This window comes from Iodobacter fluviatilis, assembly GCF_900451195.1.
In the GTDB taxonomy this organism is placed as follows: Bacteria; Pseudomonadota; Gammaproteobacteria; order Burkholderiales; family Chitinibacteraceae; genus Iodobacter; species Iodobacter fluviatilis.
Genome location: NZ_UGHR01000001.1, coordinates 1,637,863 through 1,654,982, shown reverse-complemented (window position 1 = coordinate 1,654,982; position 17,120 = coordinate 1,637,863). Strand labels below are relative to the sequence as shown.

General features: G+C 49.0%; 18 protein-coding genes. 5 read left to right on the top strand and 13 right to left on the bottom strand.

Going from position 1 to position 17,120, the window contains the following annotated elements:
- Nucleotides 1-63: 63 nt before the first annotated feature.
- The 5 genes from DYD62_RS07540 to DYD62_RS07520 all read right to left on the bottom strand — a co-directional run bounded on the left by DYD62_RS07540 (nucleotide 64) and on the right by DYD62_RS07520 (nucleotide 4,277).
- The gene (locus DYD62_RS07540; protein WP_207916583.1) at nucleotides 64-1,140 is read right to left on the bottom strand and encodes an AI-2E family transporter; all 1,077 of its coding nucleotides are present in this window, start codon (nucleotides 1,138-1,140) and stop codon (nucleotides 64-66) included.
- Entirely contained in the window at nucleotides 1,137-1,448 is a 312-nt protein-coding gene (locus DYD62_RS07535) for a P-II family nitrogen regulator (RefSeq protein ID WP_115226764.1), read from the bottom strand. The genes DYD62_RS07540 and DYD62_RS07535 overlap by 4 nt, the downstream gene beginning before the upstream one ends.
- A complete protein-coding gene (locus DYD62_RS07530; RefSeq protein ID WP_115226763.1) occupies nucleotides 1,445-2,386 on the bottom strand; it encodes a sodium-dependent bicarbonate transport family permease in 942 nt (313 codons plus the stop codon). Before DYD62_RS07530 ends, DYD62_RS07535 begins: the two co-directional genes overlap by 4 nt.
- A gap of 9 nt (nucleotides 2,387-2,395) precedes the next feature.
- The gene (locus DYD62_RS07525; protein WP_115226762.1) at nucleotides 2,396-3,322 is read right to left on the bottom strand and encodes a TerC family protein; all 927 of its coding nucleotides are present in this window, start codon (nucleotides 3,320-3,322) and stop codon (nucleotides 2,396-2,398) included.
- Nucleotides 3,323-3,419: 97 nt separating this feature from the next.
- Entirely contained in the window at nucleotides 3,420-4,277 is an 858-nt protein-coding gene (locus DYD62_RS07520; RefSeq protein ID WP_115226761.1) for a zinc metalloprotease HtpX, read from the bottom strand.
- Between the two features lie 382 nt (nucleotides 4,278-4,659).
- Between DYD62_RS07520 and nhaR the strand changes: the two genes are divergently transcribed.
- Nucleotides 4,660-5,595 (top strand): transcriptional activator NhaR, encoded by a 936-nt coding sequence (gene nhaR / locus DYD62_RS07515; RefSeq protein ID WP_218586914.1) that lies wholly within the window; start codon nucleotides 4,660-4,662, stop codon nucleotides 5,593-5,595.
- Between the two features lie 218 nt (nucleotides 5,596-5,813).
- Complete coding sequence (locus tag DYD62_RS07510; protein WP_115226759.1) at nucleotides 5,814-6,551, top strand: substrate-binding periplasmic protein; 738 nt, start codon at nucleotides 5,814-5,816, stop codon at nucleotides 6,549-6,551.
- 72 nt (nucleotides 6,552-6,623) lie between these two features.
- Here the strand turns inward: DYD62_RS07510 and DYD62_RS07505 are convergent, their stop codons facing one another.
- From DYD62_RS07505 to DYD62_RS07495, 3 genes are all read right to left on the bottom strand, one after another.
- Nucleotides 6,624-7,400 (bottom strand): ferredoxin--NADP reductase, encoded by a 777-nt coding sequence (locus tag DYD62_RS07505; RefSeq protein ID WP_099399176.1) that lies wholly within the window; start codon nucleotides 7,398-7,400, stop codon nucleotides 6,624-6,626.
- Nucleotides 7,401-7,488: 88 nt separating this feature from the next.
- Nucleotides 7,489-8,415 (bottom strand): electron transfer flavoprotein subunit alpha/FixB family protein, encoded by a 927-nt coding sequence (locus tag DYD62_RS07500; protein ID WP_115226758.1) that lies wholly within the window; start codon nucleotides 8,413-8,415, stop codon nucleotides 7,489-7,491.
- Entirely contained in the window at nucleotides 8,415-9,164 is a 750-nt protein-coding gene (locus DYD62_RS07495) for an electron transfer flavoprotein subunit beta/FixA family protein (RefSeq protein ID WP_115226757.1), read from the bottom strand. The genes DYD62_RS07500 and DYD62_RS07495 overlap by 1 nt, the downstream gene beginning before the upstream one ends.
- Before the next feature lie 281 nt (nucleotides 9,165-9,445).
- Here DYD62_RS07495 and DYD62_RS07490 point away from each other — a divergent pair, with 281 nt between their 5' ends.
- Entirely contained in the window at nucleotides 9,446-10,375 is a 930-nt protein-coding gene (locus DYD62_RS07490) for a LysR family transcriptional regulator (protein WP_115226756.1), read from the top strand.
- Nucleotides 10,376-10,386: 11 nt separating this feature from the next.
- On the opposite strand, the gene DYD62_RS07485 is transcribed toward DYD62_RS07490, so the two are convergent.
- The 3 genes from DYD62_RS07485 to DYD62_RS07475 all read right to left on the bottom strand — a co-directional run bounded on the left by DYD62_RS07485 (nucleotide 10,387) and on the right by DYD62_RS07475 (nucleotide 12,012).
- Nucleotides 10,387-10,893: a redoxin family protein gene (locus tag DYD62_RS07485; RefSeq protein ID WP_115226755.1), complete on the bottom strand. Its 507-nt coding sequence runs from the start codon at nucleotides 10,891-10,893 to the stop codon at nucleotides 10,387-10,389.
- 120 nt (nucleotides 10,894-11,013) lie between these two features.
- Nucleotides 11,014-11,382, bottom strand: a complete 369-nt coding sequence (locus DYD62_RS07480; RefSeq protein ID WP_115228239.1) for a hypothetical protein — start codon at nucleotides 11,380-11,382, stop codon at nucleotides 11,014-11,016.
- Nucleotides 11,383-11,529: 147 nt separating this feature from the next.
- Nucleotides 11,530-12,012: a GNAT family N-acetyltransferase gene (locus tag DYD62_RS07475; RefSeq protein ID WP_115226754.1), complete on the bottom strand. Its 483-nt coding sequence runs from the start codon at nucleotides 12,010-12,012 to the stop codon at nucleotides 11,530-11,532.
- Between the two features lie 155 nt (nucleotides 12,013-12,167).
- Here DYD62_RS07475 and DYD62_RS07470 point away from each other — a divergent pair, with 155 nt between their 5' ends.
- Both DYD62_RS07470 and DYD62_RS07465 read left to right on the top strand, forming a co-directional pair.
- A complete protein-coding gene (locus tag DYD62_RS07470) occupies nucleotides 12,168-13,826 on the top strand; it encodes an electron transfer flavoprotein-ubiquinone oxidoreductase (RefSeq protein ID WP_233702883.1) in 1,659 nt (552 codons plus the stop codon).
- Nucleotides 13,827-14,058: 232 nt separating this feature from the next.
- Entirely contained in the window at nucleotides 14,059-14,793 is a 735-nt protein-coding gene (locus DYD62_RS07465) for a dienelactone hydrolase family protein (protein WP_115226753.1), read from the top strand.
- A 79-nt stretch (nucleotides 14,794-14,872) separates the two neighbouring features.
- On the opposite strand, the gene DYD62_RS07460 is transcribed toward DYD62_RS07465, so the two are convergent.
- The gene (locus tag DYD62_RS07460; RefSeq protein WP_267896125.1) at nucleotides 14,873-15,586 is read right to left on the bottom strand and encodes a substrate-binding periplasmic protein; all 714 of its coding nucleotides are present in this window, start codon (nucleotides 15,584-15,586) and stop codon (nucleotides 14,873-14,875) included.
- A gap of 116 nt (nucleotides 15,587-15,702) precedes the next feature.
- On the bottom strand, nucleotides 15,703-17,115 hold the full coding sequence (locus tag DYD62_RS07455; RefSeq protein WP_115226751.1) for a lipid II flippase MurJ: 1,413 nt from the start codon (nucleotides 17,113-17,115) through the stop codon (nucleotides 15,703-15,705).
- Nucleotides 17,116-17,120 lie beyond the last annotated feature (5 nt).

Genomic DNA, 17,120 nt, shown 5'->3' with positions numbered 1-17,120 from the left:
AAAAATGGCTGAACGCCTTAGTCAGAAGTATACAGTAGCCCCTTCAATGCCGATGAAGACAGATTAAGGATGCGGATTGGGCAAAGCATTTTCCTCATCCAGCCACTCCCGCCACACCGCCAGTGCAACCGCCAGAATCACAGGGCCTAAAAACAAACCAACCAGACCAAAAGCAGCCAAGCCGCCCAATACACCAAACAGCGCCAGAATAAACGGGATATTCACAACTTCAGACAAAACCAAAGGCCGGACAATATTATCCACCCAAGAAACAACCAGGACACCCCAAAGCAGCAGCCCTATTCCCGCGGCAGTTTGCCCGGAAAAGAGCAACCACAAGCCTGCAGCCCCCCACACCAGCGGCGTGCCAAAAGGCACCATGGCCAATAATACAGTCACGGCCGCTAGGGTAACCGGGGCAGACAAGCCCGCCGCCCAATAGCCTAAACCTGCCACAGCCCCCTGAATCAGCGCCGTCAGCACAATGCCGTACACCACCGCACGTGTGGTTAAGGCAACTGTTTTTAAATAACCGCCAGCCCGCTCGCCCAATAAAGAAATACAGATCGTACGAATTTGCCGCGCCACACTATCGCCATGTAAATACACAAAAAACAGTGTAAATAAGGCAAAAACCATTTTGATAATGTTTTTTCCGATGCCGCCCAATAGGGCAAACGCATAGGCATCCAGCTGACGTAAATGATTTTTGAGTTCAAAACTGATTTGTGCCGGCTCTGCCAATAAAGCGCCGAGCGACGCACTCAGCTCAGCCCCAAAAATGGGCAACTTGCTTATAAATGCAGGCGGCCTGATCCGCCCCGATCCAAGCTCTGCGGTAAGTAAATCAAGCAAGGGGCTACTTTCTGCCCTGAGTAAAAACAACAGCCAGAGCACAGGAAACACCACTAGGGCGGACATCAGCAACGTCAGCAGCAAAGCGGATGCTGTCGGCCTTTTTCCAGTTTTCATTAACAGCCAAAGATACAAAGGCCATGTGGAAAAGCCTAAAATACCCGCCCACAACATGGGGATAATAAAAGGCGTTAATACAACAGACACCGCCAGCCCCAGTACCCCGAGGAACATCACAAGCAGCACACGCTTTGCCAAGGGGTTAGTGGTGAGCTCCTGCATCATTCAAATTTATCCGATCGTAAAACTTCAACATCCTGCAAAAAGGCCACCATGGCGTAATTAGCAAAGTAGTGCGTTTGCAGGTGCAATAATGTGGATTCTGCAATGGCCCGTGGTGAAATCATTTCAATACGGATATTGGCAGATTTTGTCCATGCCCCTTCCCTGACGCCATGACTACCCCGGCCACGCGCATCAGAAATCGTGTAACCATGCACGCCTAGCCGGTCTAAATCACGCACCAGCACCTGCTCTATCGCTGCCTCTGTAATCACCGTTAACAGCGTGCGTGTCTGTGTATGCAAACTCATGCTGTAGCTCCCATCAGATAAAGCGCAAGCTGATGATAAAGAGGAATCCCAATCACAATATTGAAAGGAAAAGTGACGCCCAGTACAGCGGCCAAAGAAACAACCGGGCTGGCCTCAGGAATAGCAAGGCGCATCGTAGCGGGCACGGCAATATACGAAGCACTTGCAGCCAAGGTGGCCAGTAAGGTGACGCCACCTGCAGATAAGCCCAGCAAAATACCGGCACCTGCCCCCAGTACGGCCCCAATAAGCGGCATCAGTATTGCAAATACTAGGATGAACAGGCCCCGCTTTTTAAGCTCATCCACCTGATGACTCACAATCAGCCCCATTTCCAACAAGAACAGCGCCAGCACACCCTTAAACAAATCAAAAAACAATGGCTTAACCGGCGCAAGGCCTTCTGGGCCTGCAGCCCAGCCAATCAGCATCCCGCCCAGTAATAAAGTCACGCCTTTACCCAGCAATGCTTCATGCGCCAGCTCGCCCCAGCGTGTTTGCCTGCCTATACCACGTGCCAGCACGATGCCCACTAAAATGGCAGGAATTTCCATGACCGCCAAAAAAATAGTCATCTGTGATTCATACGGAATATCCCGCGTCATCAGCCAGTTCACACCCACGGCAAACGTCGCAACGCTGACCGAACCATAGTGTGCAGCCATTGAAGACGCATCGGCACGTGAAAAACGACCAATAAACTTCAGGATAAAAAAAGCAATAAAGGTGAGCAAAACCCCCAGCACCACCACAGCCAAAAGCTGTGGCAGTAAAGGTGCAAGGGGTTGAGAAGCAAGACCTTGCCCACCTTTCAAACCGATGGCCACAAGAAGAAAAACAGAAAGGGACTCATACAGGGCGACGGGCAGCTTCAATTCCGAACGCAGCAAGCCCGCCGCCAAGCCAAACAAAAAGAATAAAACAACCACATCCATCATCGATACAACTCAATCAGGCTTACGCGATACATAAAGACTGGCGACCACACTACCCGCTATCAGTACCGTCACTACGGTTAAAGAGATAGCGATCGGCATATGAAACCAAGGCATGATCAGCATCTTGGTACCAATAAAGGTCAGCACCAGCGCCAGGCCGTATTGCAATAAGTGAAAGCGATCTGCCATATCCGCCAACAGGAAATACAAAGCACGCAGACCAAGGATGGCAAAAATATTTGAGGTAAAGACAATAAATGGATCGGTTGTGATCGCAAAAATAGCGGGGATGGAATCAACAGCAAAAACCACGTCTGAGATTTCAACCAAAACCAGCACTAAGAACAAGGGCGTGAAATAACGGATGCCGTTTTTCTGAACGACAAATTTCTCACCATGATGCTCATCCGTCACACGCAAGTATTTTCGTGCAATTCTAAGTACAGGGTTTTGAGTCATGTCCGGCTCTTCTTCTGCCACAAACAGCATTCGACCCCCCGTAACAACTAAAAATGCGCCAAACAAATACAGTACCCAGCTAAACTCCTGAACGACCCATGCGCCAGCCAGAATCATCACCGCACGCATCACCAGCGCGCCTAATACGCCATAGACCAGCACGCGGCGTTGATATTCAGCCGGAACATTAAACGCCGTAAAGATCAACAAAAAGACAAAAACATTATCAACAGAAAGCGATTTCTCGATCAAATAGCCGGTAAAGAATTCCAGAGCCTTACGATCAGCAATTTCTGCGCCTACCGTGCCCGTTAAGTACCACCACAAACCGGCATTAAACAGCAGCGCTAAGCTAATCCACACCAAAGACCAGCTTGCAGCCTCCTTAACGCTGACCTTGTGGACCTTGCTGCCACCAAACACAAATAAGTCGAGGGCCAGCATCGCCAGTACAAAGGCAATAAACACCCCCCACATCCACGGCTCGCCAATTGAAACTGCTGCATTCACGCTAAGACTCCCATTGATAAAAAAACAGAAAAAGGCCCACAAATCCTTACATCAAATCCAAAACTTAAACGTGGCGCCTTAGTAAGCTAATTCGTTCATCCAAACTGGGGTGCGACATAAATATTCGCTTCACCCCACTGGCAAGGCTGCCTTTAATTCCAAAAACAGCCATTTTTTCCGGCAAAGGCGCATAGCGCTCGCCACTTAAACGCTCTAATGCGGCGATCATTGCCCGCCTTTGCGATAAGCCAGCCCCGCCTTCATCCGCACAAAATTCAAGCTGACGTGAAAACCGCATCAGTAATGCCGCCGTTAAAACACTAAACAGTAAAACCGCAAACAGCATGGCCATCAGCCCTAGTATTTCACCCGACGAAATCAGAAACAGAGCAAAAACAACATCGCTGCTGAGTACAGATAAATAAAAAACCCCCACGTTCAGCACGCCTTGATAAGCAATCAGCTTTGGCATATCCATGTTAGCCAGGTGGCATATTTCATGCCCCAGCACGGCCTCCGCCTCTGCCCTTGGCATAAAAAACAAGAGGCCTTTCGACACTGAAATCATGCTGTGGCTGACACCTGATGCATATGCATTCATATCTGCAGAATCATAAATCCCCACTTGCGGGCGAGGAATTCCTGCCTGCCTTGCTTGTTTTGCAACCGTAGCCAGCAACCAGCCTTCTACATCATTTCGTGGTGTATTCAGCATTTTGCTTTCCAAAGATTGCTTCGCTTTATATCTAGAAAACAAAAAAGCAAAATATGCGCTGAACAGTGAAATAAATAACACTGCAACTAAAACTTCAAAAAACCCCAAAGCAGATTGATGGATATCTGCTCCGATAAAGTGATAAGCAACTACAAGCAACAGTATCAGTGCCAGATTACTTAAGAAAAACCACCGCATCCTTTTCATTTTTTTTGTCCTGCAAACAAGCCGCGGCACCTTTTTCTGATGCAACACAACGCGACTTTCAACCACTGACCGATACCCGACCCTACGAAACAAGTCTTCCCCTCAAACCATTGCGCAGACAGGCATTCTGTAAAAAATGATCGCTGCACAGGTTTAGTTGTAAGCTTACCGCGTTTAACTCCTGCACTTTAAGAAGCCCTGAGTTCCGATCTGCGAACGGTCATTTTTAGCAGGCTCATCCCTTACTTATGCTTAAGCGCTCTGGGTTTAAGGTTGTTTACACGTCATTGAAAACGAAATCGGCTGGCCAATAAATCTGCATAGACAATTTGTTTGTTTATTCTAGCCTTGCTTTTACACAAATAAAAACAGATTATTCTTGATGAATAGATCGTTAAAACTTGATGGAAAACCCGGCATGCTCAATTACAAACAGCTTTATTACTTTTGGAACGTCGCCAAAGCGGGCAGCATTACCCGGGCAGCAGAACAACTGCACCTTACCCCGCAAACCATCAGTGGCCAGCTGGCGGAGTTAGAACGCTCCTTAGGTGCAGATTTATTTCGCCGCACCGGCCGGCGCTTAGAACTGACCCCTGCCGGAGAGATGGCAAATGAGCATGCGCGGGAAATTTTTCAGATTGGTAATGAGCTGGAGCAAACACTAAAAAGAGGCAGTACGGAGCAATCGTTCCGGGTAGGCGTAGCAGATGCTGTACCCAAATCCATCGCCTATCAGCTGCTAGCTCCTGCCATAGCTCTAGCGGACCCAGTGCGGCTGATTTGTTATGAAGACAAACTGGAGCGCTTATTTGCTGAGCTTGCCATTCATAAATTAGATTTAGTCATCGCCGACCAGCCTCTACCTTCGGAGCTTGGCGTTAAAGCGTTTAACCACTCACTGGGATACTGCGATATCGCTCTTTATGCCGTGCCTGAGCTGGCTGCACGCTACCGCAAGGGTTTTCCACAATCGCTGAACGATGCCCCTTTCTTGCTACTGGGCGATAAAGTCGCCATGCAGGCTGGATTGCAGCGCTGGTTTCAGGAACAGGATATCCGGCCACGGATTGTTGGCCAGTTTGATGATAGTGCACTGATGAAAGCATTTGGCAGAGCAGGTGCAGGCGTCTTTCCTGCACCCGCTATCATGGAAGAAGAAATTCAAAAACAACAGGGTGCCGAACTTATTGGCCATATTAAATCTGTAGTCGTGAACTACTACGCGATTTCAGTAGAAAGGCGGCTCAGCCATCCTGCCGTGTTAGCGGTGAGTGCGGCAGCAAGGGAATCCGTATTTGCTAAAAGAGTACTTTGAAATAAAGATACCCTCCTTTGAAAAAATGCGGAGCCAGGGAAGTTGCTTCCTTTCTTAAAACGCAAGCAACACGATGAAACAGCGATCATTTTCAGCGTTAACTGACTCAACACGAGCAGATCAGCTTTGCGAGAAGATAAATGCCTAGTCTATAAAGGGCTTATCACATCAGCTAATGCCTGTCTGATTGCACATTAAGCGGCATCCTGGAAGCAGAAATGATCCATCCTATTCTCAAAGCACTGCTCTTATTAAGCATAATAGGATTAAGTAAGCAGGCGAATGCCTCTGAATTCAAAGTAGATTTAATTCAAGAAGCGCCTTGGGCCTTTCAAAACCCAGATCTGTCAGGCGCTCCTTATGCTGGCATTCTTGTTGATTTACTTACAGAATTCACCAAAAGAAGTGGTCACACCACACAAATAACGCTCACGCCTTCAATAAGAGTGATTCAGCATTTAAAAAAGGGGAGCACCGACTTTTCAATCATGATTTGGAACAAAAACAATGAGGAGTATGCAAATAAAGGTACTTTTTTATTTCCTGAGCATATCGGTGTGCGTGCAAAAAAAGGCGTAGCCGTCATTCGCTACGAGGATTTGAAAAAAATAACCACGAGTGTCCCCAGAGGGATGGATATTGAGCCAGAATTTGATGCAGACCCCCTTCTTAAAAAAGACCTTGTGCAAAATTATATGATGGGGGTAAAAAAAACAGTCGCAAATCGCGATTCTCAAGCCATCGCAGGCTCTTTATCAACAATTAATTACACAATCAAAAAATTAGGGCTTACTCAGCAATTTGGCGATACATTTTTACTGGGCACAGCACAAATCACAATTCATTTTTCTAAAAAATCCCAAAAAAACAAAGATGAAGCCAAGGTTAATGCTATTTTCAAAGAAATGGTAGATGATGGAACCGTGCGTGATATTCATAGCAAATGGATGGATTAAACCGCCCTGCAAAATGCACAGCAATAAAAAATGGCCACATCGTGGCCATTTTTTATTGCATCAAAACGAAGTTTACTTTTCTACAAACGCACGCTCAATCACATAATCGCCAGGCTGGCCGATGCGTTTGGATACTTGAAAGCCACGCGCATCCAGCAAAGCGCAGGTATCTTTCAGCATGGCCGGACTGCCGCAAAGCATGGCGCGGTCTGTTTCTGGATTAAGCGGCGGCAGGCCAATATCGCGCTCCAGCTTACCTGATTCAAACAGGTCGGTTAAACGCCCCTGATTACGGAAAGGTTCACGCGTTACTGTCGGGTAGTAAATCAGCTTCTTTTGTACTTCTTCACCAAAGAACTCATTATGTGGCAGCTCTTTCTGGATGAAGTCAGCGTACGCCAGCTCGCTCACGGTACGCACACCATGAACCAGAATAATTTTTTCGTATTGCTCGTAAGCTTCAGGATCCTGGATCAAGCTCATAAATGGCGCAAGACCCGTGCCTGTTGAAAGGTAATAAAGGTTTTTGGCAGGCTTTAAATCGCTCAACACCAAAGTACCTGTCGGCTTACGGCTAACCAAGAGCGGATCGCCTTCTTTCAAGTGCTGCAGACGGGACGTCAACGGGCCGTCTTGCACTTTAATACTGAAAAACTCCAGCGTTTCGGAGTAGTTTGGGCTGGCAATCGAATAAGCGCGCATCAGCGGCTTGCCGTTTACTTCTAAGCCAATCATCACAAACTGGCCGTTTTCAAAACGCAGCGAATCATCGCGGGTAGTCGTAAAGCTGAACAGCGTATCGTTCCAGTGACGAACCGATAACACGTGCTCGGTAGCAAAAGCGCTCATGTTTTTCTCTTTTCAATAACGTAGGGCGGGTTTGAACCCGCCGTTTTAAATAAGTAATACGCTGGCGGCATGCTCCCGCCCTACACGTTTAAGCCAGTGCAGCAGTCAGCGCAGGCACGGCCTCAAACAGGTCGGCCACTAAACCAAAATCTGCCACCTGGAAAATCGCTGCATCTGGGTCTAGGTTAATCGCCACAATCACTTTACTGTCTTTCATACCAGCTAAATGCTGGGCTGCACCCGATACACCTGCGGCAATATAGAGCTCAGGCGCGACAACAGTACCCGTCTGACCAACCTGAATATCATTGGGTGCGTAGCCTGCATCCACAGCGGCACGCGTTGCACCAATGGCTGCGCCCAGTTTTACCGCCAGCGGATTTAAAATTGCATCAAAACGGGTTTCCAGCGGGCGTCCACCAGTCACCACAACGGCAGCAGAAGCCAGCTCAGGACGATCACTCACCGTGTGCGTGGCAGACACAAAACGCGCTTGTGTCTGAGCAGCAGGTGCAGCGTAATCCACAATATTTGCCGCCGGGCCATTGCCTGCAGCAGCAAAGCTGCTTGCCCGCACGGTTAATACTTGCACCGTATCACGGCTTTCAACCGTTGCAAGCACACTACCGGCGTAAGTTGGGCGGATATAGGTTGCGGGTGCACTGATGCTAATCACATCAGAAATCATGGCTACATCAAGCAGCGCAGCCACGCGGGGCAGGGCATTTTTTGCCGCGGCGGTGTGCGGGGCTAAAATCACTGGGTACTTTGGTGCAAGATCAAGCAGCAGCGTAGCCACATCTTCGGCTAGCGCGTGTGCCAGCGCAGGCGCATCCACACGAATCACTTCGCTGACGCCTGCAATGGCTGCGGCTTCGGCCGTTACCGCATCAATATGATGTCCCAGCACCACCAGATGTACGGGCGCATTCCATGCCGCAGCAGCAGTTACCGCTTGGCGGGTGGCTTTTTTAATTTGCTTGCCGTCGTGTTCGGCCAGAATCAATACAGTCATTATCCAATCACCCCTGCTTCACGCAACTTGCTGACTAATTCAGCCACATTTGCAACTTTAATACCGGCTTTACGCTCGGCAGGCTCAGCGGCTTTAAGCAGCTTTAAGCGCGGCGCGGCGTCCACACCGAGATCGGCAGCAAAGATAGTTTCAATCGACTTTTTCTTCGCCATCATTAAATTCGGCAGCTTCACAAAGCGCGGCTCATTCAGGCGTAAATCTGCAGTAATCACCGCGGGCAATTGAAGCGCCACGGTTTCTGTACCGCCATCTACTTCACGCACCACAACCGCTTCGCCATCTGCTACGGTAATGCTGGAAGCAAACGCGCCCTGGCCTGCATTCATCAATGCCGATAGCATCTGGCCGGTCTGGCCTGCATCATCGTCAATCGCCTGCTTGCCTAAAATCACGAGGCCTGGCTGCTCTTTATCTACCACGGCTTTTAATAATTTGGCCACGCCCAGCGGCTGCAGCTCAAGATCGCTCTCAAGCAAGATCACCCGATCTGCGCCCATTGCTAAGGCATGGCGTAAAACGTCCTGACATGCGGCAGTGCCAATGGTCACGGCCACAATTTCTGTGACTACACCGCGCTCTTTCAGGCGCAATGCTTCTTCTACGGCAATTTCGTCGAAGGGATTGATGCTCATCTTAACGCCAGCAATATCCACATCCGAGCCATCAGCCTTAATCCGTGGCCTGATGTTGTAATCCACTACACGCTTAACCGCGACGAGAACCTTCATAAACCCCTCCTATTTGCCGCACATTGTAGGGCAAGGTAGAATATCTGGTAAATACCAATCTTTGATAAAGATATTCCATTTTCCAGATATGCATGCTTTAAAGGCATGTATTATAGACAAAGCAAAAATCTTAGGACACAGAGAGCACTGAGAAAAAAGCCGTGAAAAAAGCTTCTCTGGCCGCAAAATGAGTGGCATTAAGCTTTTAAGCCCGTCATTTTCCTGCGTTCAATGTGTCTGCAGATCTTTTAAGATTTTAACGCCGTACATCCAGATACCCCATGAACTACACCCTCAGACAGCTCGAAGTATTTACCGCCGTGGCCCGTGCAGAGAATGTGTCTCGTGCGGCGGAGCATTTAGGGATGAGCCAATCGGCCACCAGCACCTCGCTCACCGAATTTGAGCGGCAGTTTCAAATCAAACTGTTTGACCGGATAGGTAAAAAATTACAACTAAACGAGTTGGGCCACAAAATTTTACCTCGTGCCATTGAGCTACTCGATCGCGCCCATGAAATGGAAGCTTTGTTTGAGGGCAAAGAAGGCCTGGGGCCAATGCGTATCGGGGCAACACTCACCATCGGCAATTACCTCGCCACACTGCTGATCGGCGAATTTATGCAAAACCACCCCGGCTGCCGCATTGATTTGGACGTGCACAACACCGCCAATATTGTTAAAAAAGTCGCAGAATTCGAATTGGATTTTGGGCTAATTGAAGGCGATTGCTCGCACCCTGATTTAGCGGCGCAATCTTGGGTGGCGGACGAGCTGGTGATTTTTGCCGCACCCGATCACCCCCTCAGCCACAAGGCAGTCGTCACGCTGGATGATCTGGTTGCCACGCCGTGGATAGCCCGCGAAACCGGCTCGGGTACGCGGCAAACCTTTGAGCATGGCATGCGCCATGTTTTATCTCAGCTCAATATCCGCCTAGCGCTGGAGCATACCGAGGCGATTAAACGCGCGGTGGAATCCGGCATGGGCATTGCCTGTATTTCACGTCTGGCTTTAAAAGAAGCGTTCCGGCGCGGCAGTCTGGTTGAAATCCCCGTGGCCGGGCTGGATTTTAAGAGGCAATTTCATTTTATCTGGCACAAGCAAAAATACATCACGCCAGGCATGGCCCTGTTTATTGAGCGCTGCAAAGAAGTCGCGATTGGGGTAACGAGCAGTGATCAGATTGTGCTGCGCCAGCCCATCGTCTGAGCACGCCACCATCAAGGCCGCTCAAGTAATAAAACATTAAGCGCAGCTTCAATTTTTTGTGCTTGAGCATCACCAAGGTGCGTCTCCCCCACAAAGCGCTGACGAATCACACCGCGCTTATCAACCAGATAAAAGCTTGGCCAATATTGGTTATTCAGGGCTTTCCAGTAAGCAAAATCATTATCGATCATAACTGGATGCTTAAAGCCAAACTCTGCAGCCTTAGCCGCCACAGCAGCAGGCGCCCTCTCCCGATCAAATTCAGGGGAATGAATGCCCACTACTTTCAGCCCCTTGCCTGCAAAACGCGCAGATAAATCATTGAGCCATGGAAATGAGCGATAGCAATTCCAGCATTCAAACGTCCAGATATCGAGCAGCAGCACCGAGCCTTTAAAATCAGCGACTTTGAGTGGCGGGCTGTTAATCCATGCAGCAGGGCTGTGCTGTGTAAACTCCGGCAGGGCCGGCTCTGCAGCGCAGTACGAACAAAACAGTAAAACCCATAAATAGCGCATGACCCAGCTTCTAAAAAGATTCAGAAGCACTTTAGTCGCGCACTATTTATCTATCTGACACGACTTATGAAATTTCATCAGGGCTAAAGCCTGCCCACTTTTAAAACACAGAATAAAAAACTACTTTCTTTGCTGTGCATCGATATCAGCCAAAGACTCTGCGCCCTTAGCCGTAATCTCATAACCCACTGCGCCTTCGATCGAGCTGATATGGGATTTCTTCAGCAGAAACTCTTTAACATTCGCATCCAGCAGCGCGATAGGATTTACTGCAATTTTGCGCAAGCCGTCGATGCAATGCTTCATAAACAGCGTTTGCGTGCCTCTTTCGGTGATTTTCATAATGCCATTGCGGCCATAATCTACATATTTCAGGCCCGAAAGAAGCTTGGCATGTTTCAGTACCAGCGGGCTTAGCCTTTTGCTTTTTAAGCCTCGGCTTACTTCTTTAAGCGCTTCAAATTCGTCGTCTGTTAATCCAGCATTCATATTGTGATCCTGCTTGTAAGGCTTAAGGGCGGCCATGGTACGCGCCCTTGCTCGGTTACGTAAACGATTACCTGATGTTACGCAGCAATCACCTAAATCCAGATTACTGGGCATTGAGAGTGGATTTTGGCTGCACAACATCAGTCATTACACTAACTTTAGCTGCATCATCGCTGCATGGCCCAATTTAGGGTCTAACTCAAAATTTACAAAGCCATAGGCTTTATAGAGTGAATAAGCAGGCGTATTCCCTTCCAATACTTCTAAAGTAATTTTGCAACAGCCTAAGCCACGCGCCATCTCTTCTACCTTAGCCATCATGCGCTTAGAAAGCCCCTGCCCGCGAAAATCAGGGTGTACTGCAAAATCATGGATATTCAGTAATGGCTGACAAGCAAAGGTCGAAAAACCTTCGATGCAAATCGCCAAAGCGGCTGGCGCACCATCGCTAAACGCCAGCACGATATGCACCGTGCTGCGCTTTTTTAATTCAGTAATTAAATTGGCCTGAGCAAAGGGAGATAAAGCTTCATGCCCGCCCATAGGATCAAGCGCATATTGGTTTAATAAGTACACCACCGCCTCGGCATGCTGTGGATGGGATAAATCAGCCTGAATGATTTCCAGCATACAATCTCCTTTATGGACGAGAGTCAGTTTGCCACTTAGTTTGATACTAAGCAAAGCGCCGCCGCTCAACAAGACTACGCCTTGTGCGATAATGCGCCCCCTGTTGCAGGGAAAACGCCCTGCCATATATAAATACAATGCAACAAGGAACACCCATGCAAGCAATCACCCGCGATGTGATGGAATACGATGTTTTGATTGTGGGCGCTGGCCCGGCTGGCTTATCGGCGGCGATTCGCATTAAGCAACTGGCGGCCATCGCAAACCAGGAAATCAGCGTCTGTATTCTGGAGAAAGGCGCAGAAGTAGGCGCGCATATTCTAAGCGGCGCGGTGATTGATCCGATTGCACTGGATGAGCTGATCCCGGATTGGAAAGCGCTGGGCGCACCACTAAAAACACCGGTCACAGACGATCGCTTTATGTTGCTGGATGAAGATCAGGCTTTCCGCATCCCCAACCCGCTACTGCCGCCGCTGATGAATAACCACGGTGCGTATATCGTTAGCCTTGGCAATATTTGCCGCTGGCTGGCGGAACACGCTGAAGGTCTGGGTGTAGAAATCTACCCCGGCTTTACTGCCGCCGATGTGCTTTATCACGAAAACGGCGCAGTCAAAGGCGTGGTCACAGGCGATATGGGCTTAGATAAAACCGGCAAGCAAAAAGCCGATTTCGCGCCCGGCATGGAGCTACACGCTAAATACACACTGATTGGCGAAGGTGTACGTGGCTCGCTGACTAAGCTGCTGGAAGCGCAATTTAATTTGCGTGATCACGCCGACACACAAAAATACGGCATTGGTTTTAAAGAGCTATGGCAAGTCACGCCCGGCCAGCACAAGCCTGGCCTTGTCAGCCATACACAAGGCTGGCCGCTGGATAACAGTACCGGTGGCGGCTCTTATATTTATCACTTAGAAGACAACCTAGTGGCCGTTGGTTTTGTGGTGCATCTGAACTACAGCAACCCACATCTCAGCCCCTTTGATGAGTTCCAACGCTTTAAAACGCACCCAAGCATTCGCGGGCTATTTGAAGGCGGCAAGCGTTTAAGCTACGGCGCAAGGGCTATCTCTGAAGGCGGCTTGCAATCCATCCCTGAGCTGACTTTCCCCGGCGGCGCGCTCATTGGCTGTGCGGCTGGCTTTTTAAATGTGCCACGCATCAAGGGCACGCACAATGCCATGAAGAGCGGCATGCTGGCGGCAGACGCCGTGGTCGATGCACTCAAAGCAAGCCGCAGCAGCGATGAGCTAGTTGCTTATCCGGCAGCCATTAAAGCCTCCTGGGTTTGGCAGGATTTAGACAAGGTCAGAAATATCAAACCGGCGCTGTCAAAATTTGGCAATATTTTTGGTTCAATGTACGGTGGTTTCGAGATGTGGCTGGCCAGCTTTGGTGTGCGCCTGCCTTGGACTTTCAGCCATAAAAAACCAGATCATGCTTGCCTGAAGCCTGCAAATGAATGCACACCGATTAACTATCCTAAGCCGGATGGCAAGATCAGCTTTGATAAGCTTTCATCGCTCTATATTTCAAACGTCAACCACGAAGAAAATCAGCCCTGCCATTTGCGCTTGGCCGATGCAAGCCTTGCAATCAGCGTTAACTTAAAAGAATACAATTCTCCCGAAAGCCGCTACTGCCCAGCGGGAGTGTATGAAATCATCAAAAGTGACAGCGGCCCGCGCCTGCAAATTAACGCGCAAAACTGTATTCACTGCAAAACTTGCGATATTAAAGACCCCATGCAAAACATCACATGGGTCACACCAGAAGGCGGCGGCGGCCCAAATTATCCGAATATGTAATTGCATTTAAATTACTAATTCCTGAACCACAGAAAACACAGAGGACACAAAGCTTCACAGAGAAAACCAACACCTAATCGTTTGTCTCTGTAAGCTCTGTGTCCTCGTTTTACTTTGTGGTTTAAGGTTTAGCGCTCCATCCTTTCAGTTGCAGCTTTTTTCTTAAGAGCCATTTTCCCATCTATGGGATTAAGAAGCTCCCCAGTTCAAGATTTAACGCTCAGGAAAAACCATGATCATTCAAAAACACATTGTCGATCTGCCCACACCAACCGGCATCATGCGTAGCTATGTGCATCGTCCTGAAGGCGATAAAGCCTATCCGACGATTTTGCTTTATTCAGAGATTTTTCAGCAGACCGGCCCGATTGAGCGCTCAGCACGGCTGATGGCAGGGCATGGCTATGCAGTTGTCGTGCCGGAGATTTTCCATGAGCTGAACCCTATCGGCACGGTGCTGGCTTACGATCAGGCAGGCAGCGATAAGGGCAATAGTGATAAAGCCAATAAATCCGCAGAAGGCTATGACAGCGATAACGAAGCCGTGATCGCATGGCTGGCCAATCAGCCATGGTGCAACGGGCAAATTGGCGCGATGGGCTTTTGCATCGGCGGCCATCTGGCGTTTCGTGCCGCCTTGCAGCCCCAGGTTAAAGCCACAGCCTGCTTTTACGCAACGGATCTGCATACTAACGTGATTCCAAACCTGCCCGGCCAGCACAGCATGGATAGGTTGGCGGATATTTCTGGCGAGCTGATGATGTTCTGGGGCAAACAAGACCCACATATCCCCGCAGCGGGGCGCGCCTTGGTTTATCAAAAGATGAGCGAGGCCGAGCTTAATTTCAGCTGGCACGAAGTCAACGGACAGCATGCTTTTATGCGCGATGAAGGCTTACGCTATGATGCGCAATTAGCCATGCGGGGCTATCAGCTGGCTCTGGATTTATTTGGACGCTGTATGTAAGCGCTTTCGCAGAAACTCAATCCAATACGCACACAATAAAAAAGGCAGGTAACAACCTGCCTTTTTTATTGTGCTCAATTTAATCAATCGTCTCAGGAATTATTTTTTTAAGCTTAGCATCTGCAATCGATTGATTAAACAATTGTAAATACTTAAGCATATTCATATTCTTTGCAAAACCAAGATATAAAGTATCTTTTACTAGGGGATGTTTTAAAATCACAAATTGCGATTTATTGGCTTTTAACTCAGGATCTGCATCCACAATACTATCAAGACCAAGCTGGCCGCTCCCAACTAATGCACAATCAATACGGCCATGAAGTAATTTTTTTAATCTTACAGCGGGCACGGCGCTTGCGTCGGCACTCAGCATCTTATTTGCCACGGCCTGGTCAAAAAACTCTCCATAGCTTGCACCTAAATGAACACCGACCAATTTACCCTTTAAATCTTCAACTTTACTAAAAGGAAATTCACGGCCTTTTTTTACTACAATATTGATATTGTCATCAAATATTGGATCAGAATAATCAAACAAACTCAATCGGGCCGAGGTTTTAGATAAACCAATCACACCACCCCGCCCCTGAGTGGCAAATTCATAAGCCCTTCGCCACGAAGTATGCTCAATTTCTAATTTAGTGCCCGTTATTTTTGCATGATGCAGCAAGAGCTGAGACAAAATCCCGGCTGATTGCCCCTCTTTATCTTTATAAATCACAGGGAAATAACTATCATCCGCATAAATCAGCGGCTCGCCTGCCAATACGTAAAAAGGCAACAACAGCATCAGTAGCAGTAATTTCACAATAGCCTCACACTCAACATATCACTTAATTAAATATAGCCATTTCCTGCATCGCGTCCGGGCGATGAGAATATCAGCATAGTGTTTAGCCCTGATTTTTATACCCCTATCTTGCCCAGTTTCTTTTTTAAATGGTAAGCCCCTGAAACAAACAGCAGCAAAGCGCTGAACAACCCCACCGCCAGCTGGGCCATTCGCCCCTGCACAGCCCACGCAAAAACGGCCAGTGCGCATAATAAAAGCGCGAGCACTGCCCATTTCAGAACATCCCTCAGCAGGGCCTGATCGATATTTCGGCACAGCATCCAGCCTGTACTCAATACTCCGCCCATCACCGCACCGGCAATCCCCCATACACCCAAAAACCAAGGTAAACCAAGCAGAAACACAGCCTGCACAGCGCTTCCGCTCAGCTCGCAAATTAAAGGAGTACGAGTATCTGCTGCTGCGTAGTAATAACGAGCAAGCAAAGCATTCCATGCACCAAAAACAATAGATACCGCAAATATAGCCAATAAGGCAGGCAGTGGTCCCTGCGCTAAACCGTGAGGCAGAAGTAAATCGACTAATGCAGGTGCAGCTGCAATTAAGCACACTGCGGCAGGCAGGGTTAATAAGGTGCAGAGCAACAAACCTGCATCGAGCATTTTTCGCCTGACTATCTGCCCTTCGCCACTCATTTTTCCCAGCAAAATCTGGTTTAAGCTCATCAGGGCAATCAGGGGGATATTAACCAGCTTGCGCGCTAAATTAAGCAGGGTGATAGAGCCCTCGCCCAAAAAAGACGCCACCAGCCGCTCGAGCAAGGTCAGCCCCTGGCTGGCGGCACTGCTACTTAAAAGCGGCCAGAGCTGCCGCCACACTGCGATAATTTGACCTCGAGGCGCAGCATACCAGGGCCGCCAGCCCATGCGCCAGACCGGAGGCAAGAGCGGCAGCAACATCAGGATGCTGCCCAGAATAAAACACTGGGCCAGTGTCATTGGATCCGCCGCTTTTTTTGCTAAGCCCAGATAAATAACAACCGGTAAATTAAACAAGAAGGAGCCCAGCCCCGGCAGCACAAAGCGGCTGTTTGCCTGCATGGGAATCGTGAAGATCGCCTGCAGTAATAAGCCCGGAATCACCCATGCCAGACAGCGCAAAGACTGAGCCGCCTGCCAAGCATCTGTGTCAGATAAGCCCAGCCCGATTATTTTCACCAGATACGGCGCGCCCAGCATGATCCCTAGGGCCAGAGCCAGCCCCAGCCATAAAAAATGCCTGAGCAGCCCTGCCAGCCAGTAAGGCTGAGCAGAAGCGGGCTGAGCCTGCCAGAGCGGCAAAGCAGCGGCAGACAATAAGCCACCAGCCAGCATAGTACGCAGAGCCTCGGGCAAGAATAGCGCAACCAGATAAGCATCTGTCCGCGCCCCTGCGCCCCAATCTGCCACCAGCAACCATTCACGTCCAAAGCCGAGAACAAGGCCCGCCAGCGTGGCTAAGGTCAGAAAAACCGTATTATTGAGCATAACAA

Bases quoted from the DNA above. Each gene is read 5' to 3' on its own strand.
- DYD62_RS07540 (WP_207916583.1), bottom strand. From the start codon at position 1,140: ATGATGCAGGAGCTCACCACTAACCCCTTGGCAAAGCGTGTGCTGCTT.
- DYD62_RS07535 (WP_115226764.1), bottom strand. From the start codon at position 1,448: ATGAGTTTGCATACACAGACACGCACGCTGTTAACGGTGATTACAGAG.
- DYD62_RS07530 (WP_115226763.1), bottom strand. From the start codon at position 2,386: ATGATGGATGTGGTTGTTTTATTCTTTTTGTTTGGCTTGGCGGCGGGC.
- DYD62_RS07525 (WP_115226762.1), bottom strand. From the start codon at position 3,322: ATGTGGGGGGTGTTTATTGCCTTTGTACTGGCGATGCTGGCCCTCGAC.
- DYD62_RS07520 (WP_115226761.1), bottom strand. From the start codon at position 4,277: ATGAAAAGGATGCGGTGGTTTTTCTTAAGTAATCTGGCACTGATACTG.
- nhaR (WP_218586914.1), top strand. From the start codon at position 4,660: ATGAATAGATCGTTAAAACTTGATGGAAAACCCGGCATGCTCAATTAC.
- DYD62_RS07510 (WP_115226759.1), top strand. From the start codon at position 5,814: ATGATCCATCCTATTCTCAAAGCACTGCTCTTATTAAGCATAATAGGA.
- DYD62_RS07505 (WP_099399176.1), bottom strand. From the start codon at position 7,400: ATGAGCGCTTTTGCTACCGAGCACGTGTTATCGGTTCGTCACTGGAAC.
- DYD62_RS07500 (WP_115226758.1), bottom strand. From the start codon at position 8,415: ATGACTGTATTGATTCTGGCCGAACACGACGGCAAGCAAATTAAAAAA.
- DYD62_RS07495 (WP_115226757.1), bottom strand. From the start codon at position 9,164: ATGAAGGTTCTCGTCGCGGTTAAGCGTGTAGTGGATTACAACATCAGG.
- DYD62_RS07490 (WP_115226756.1), top strand. From the start codon at position 9,446: ATGAACTACACCCTCAGACAGCTCGAAGTATTTACCGCCGTGGCCCGT.
- DYD62_RS07485 (WP_115226755.1), bottom strand. From the start codon at position 10,893: ATGCGCTATTTATGGGTTTTACTGTTTTGTTCGTACTGCGCTGCAGAG.
- DYD62_RS07480 (WP_115228239.1), bottom strand. From the start codon at position 11,382: ATGAATGCTGGATTAACAGACGACGAATTTGAAGCGCTTAAAGAAGTA.
- DYD62_RS07475 (WP_115226754.1), bottom strand. From the start codon at position 12,012: ATGCTGGAAATCATTCAGGCTGATTTATCCCATCCACAGCATGCCGAG.
- DYD62_RS07470 (WP_233702883.1), top strand. From the start codon at position 12,168: ATGCAAGCAATCACCCGCGATGTGATGGAATACGATGTTTTGATTGTG.
- DYD62_RS07465 (WP_115226753.1), top strand. From the start codon at position 14,059: ATGATCATTCAAAAACACATTGTCGATCTGCCCACACCAACCGGCATC.
- DYD62_RS07460 (WP_267896125.1), bottom strand. From the start codon at position 15,586: ATGCTGTTGTTGCCTTTTTACGTATTGGCAGGCGAGCCGCTGATTTAT.
- DYD62_RS07455 (WP_115226751.1), bottom strand. From the start codon at position 17,115: ATGCTCAATAATACGGTTTTTCTGACCTTAGCCACGCTGGCGGGCCTT.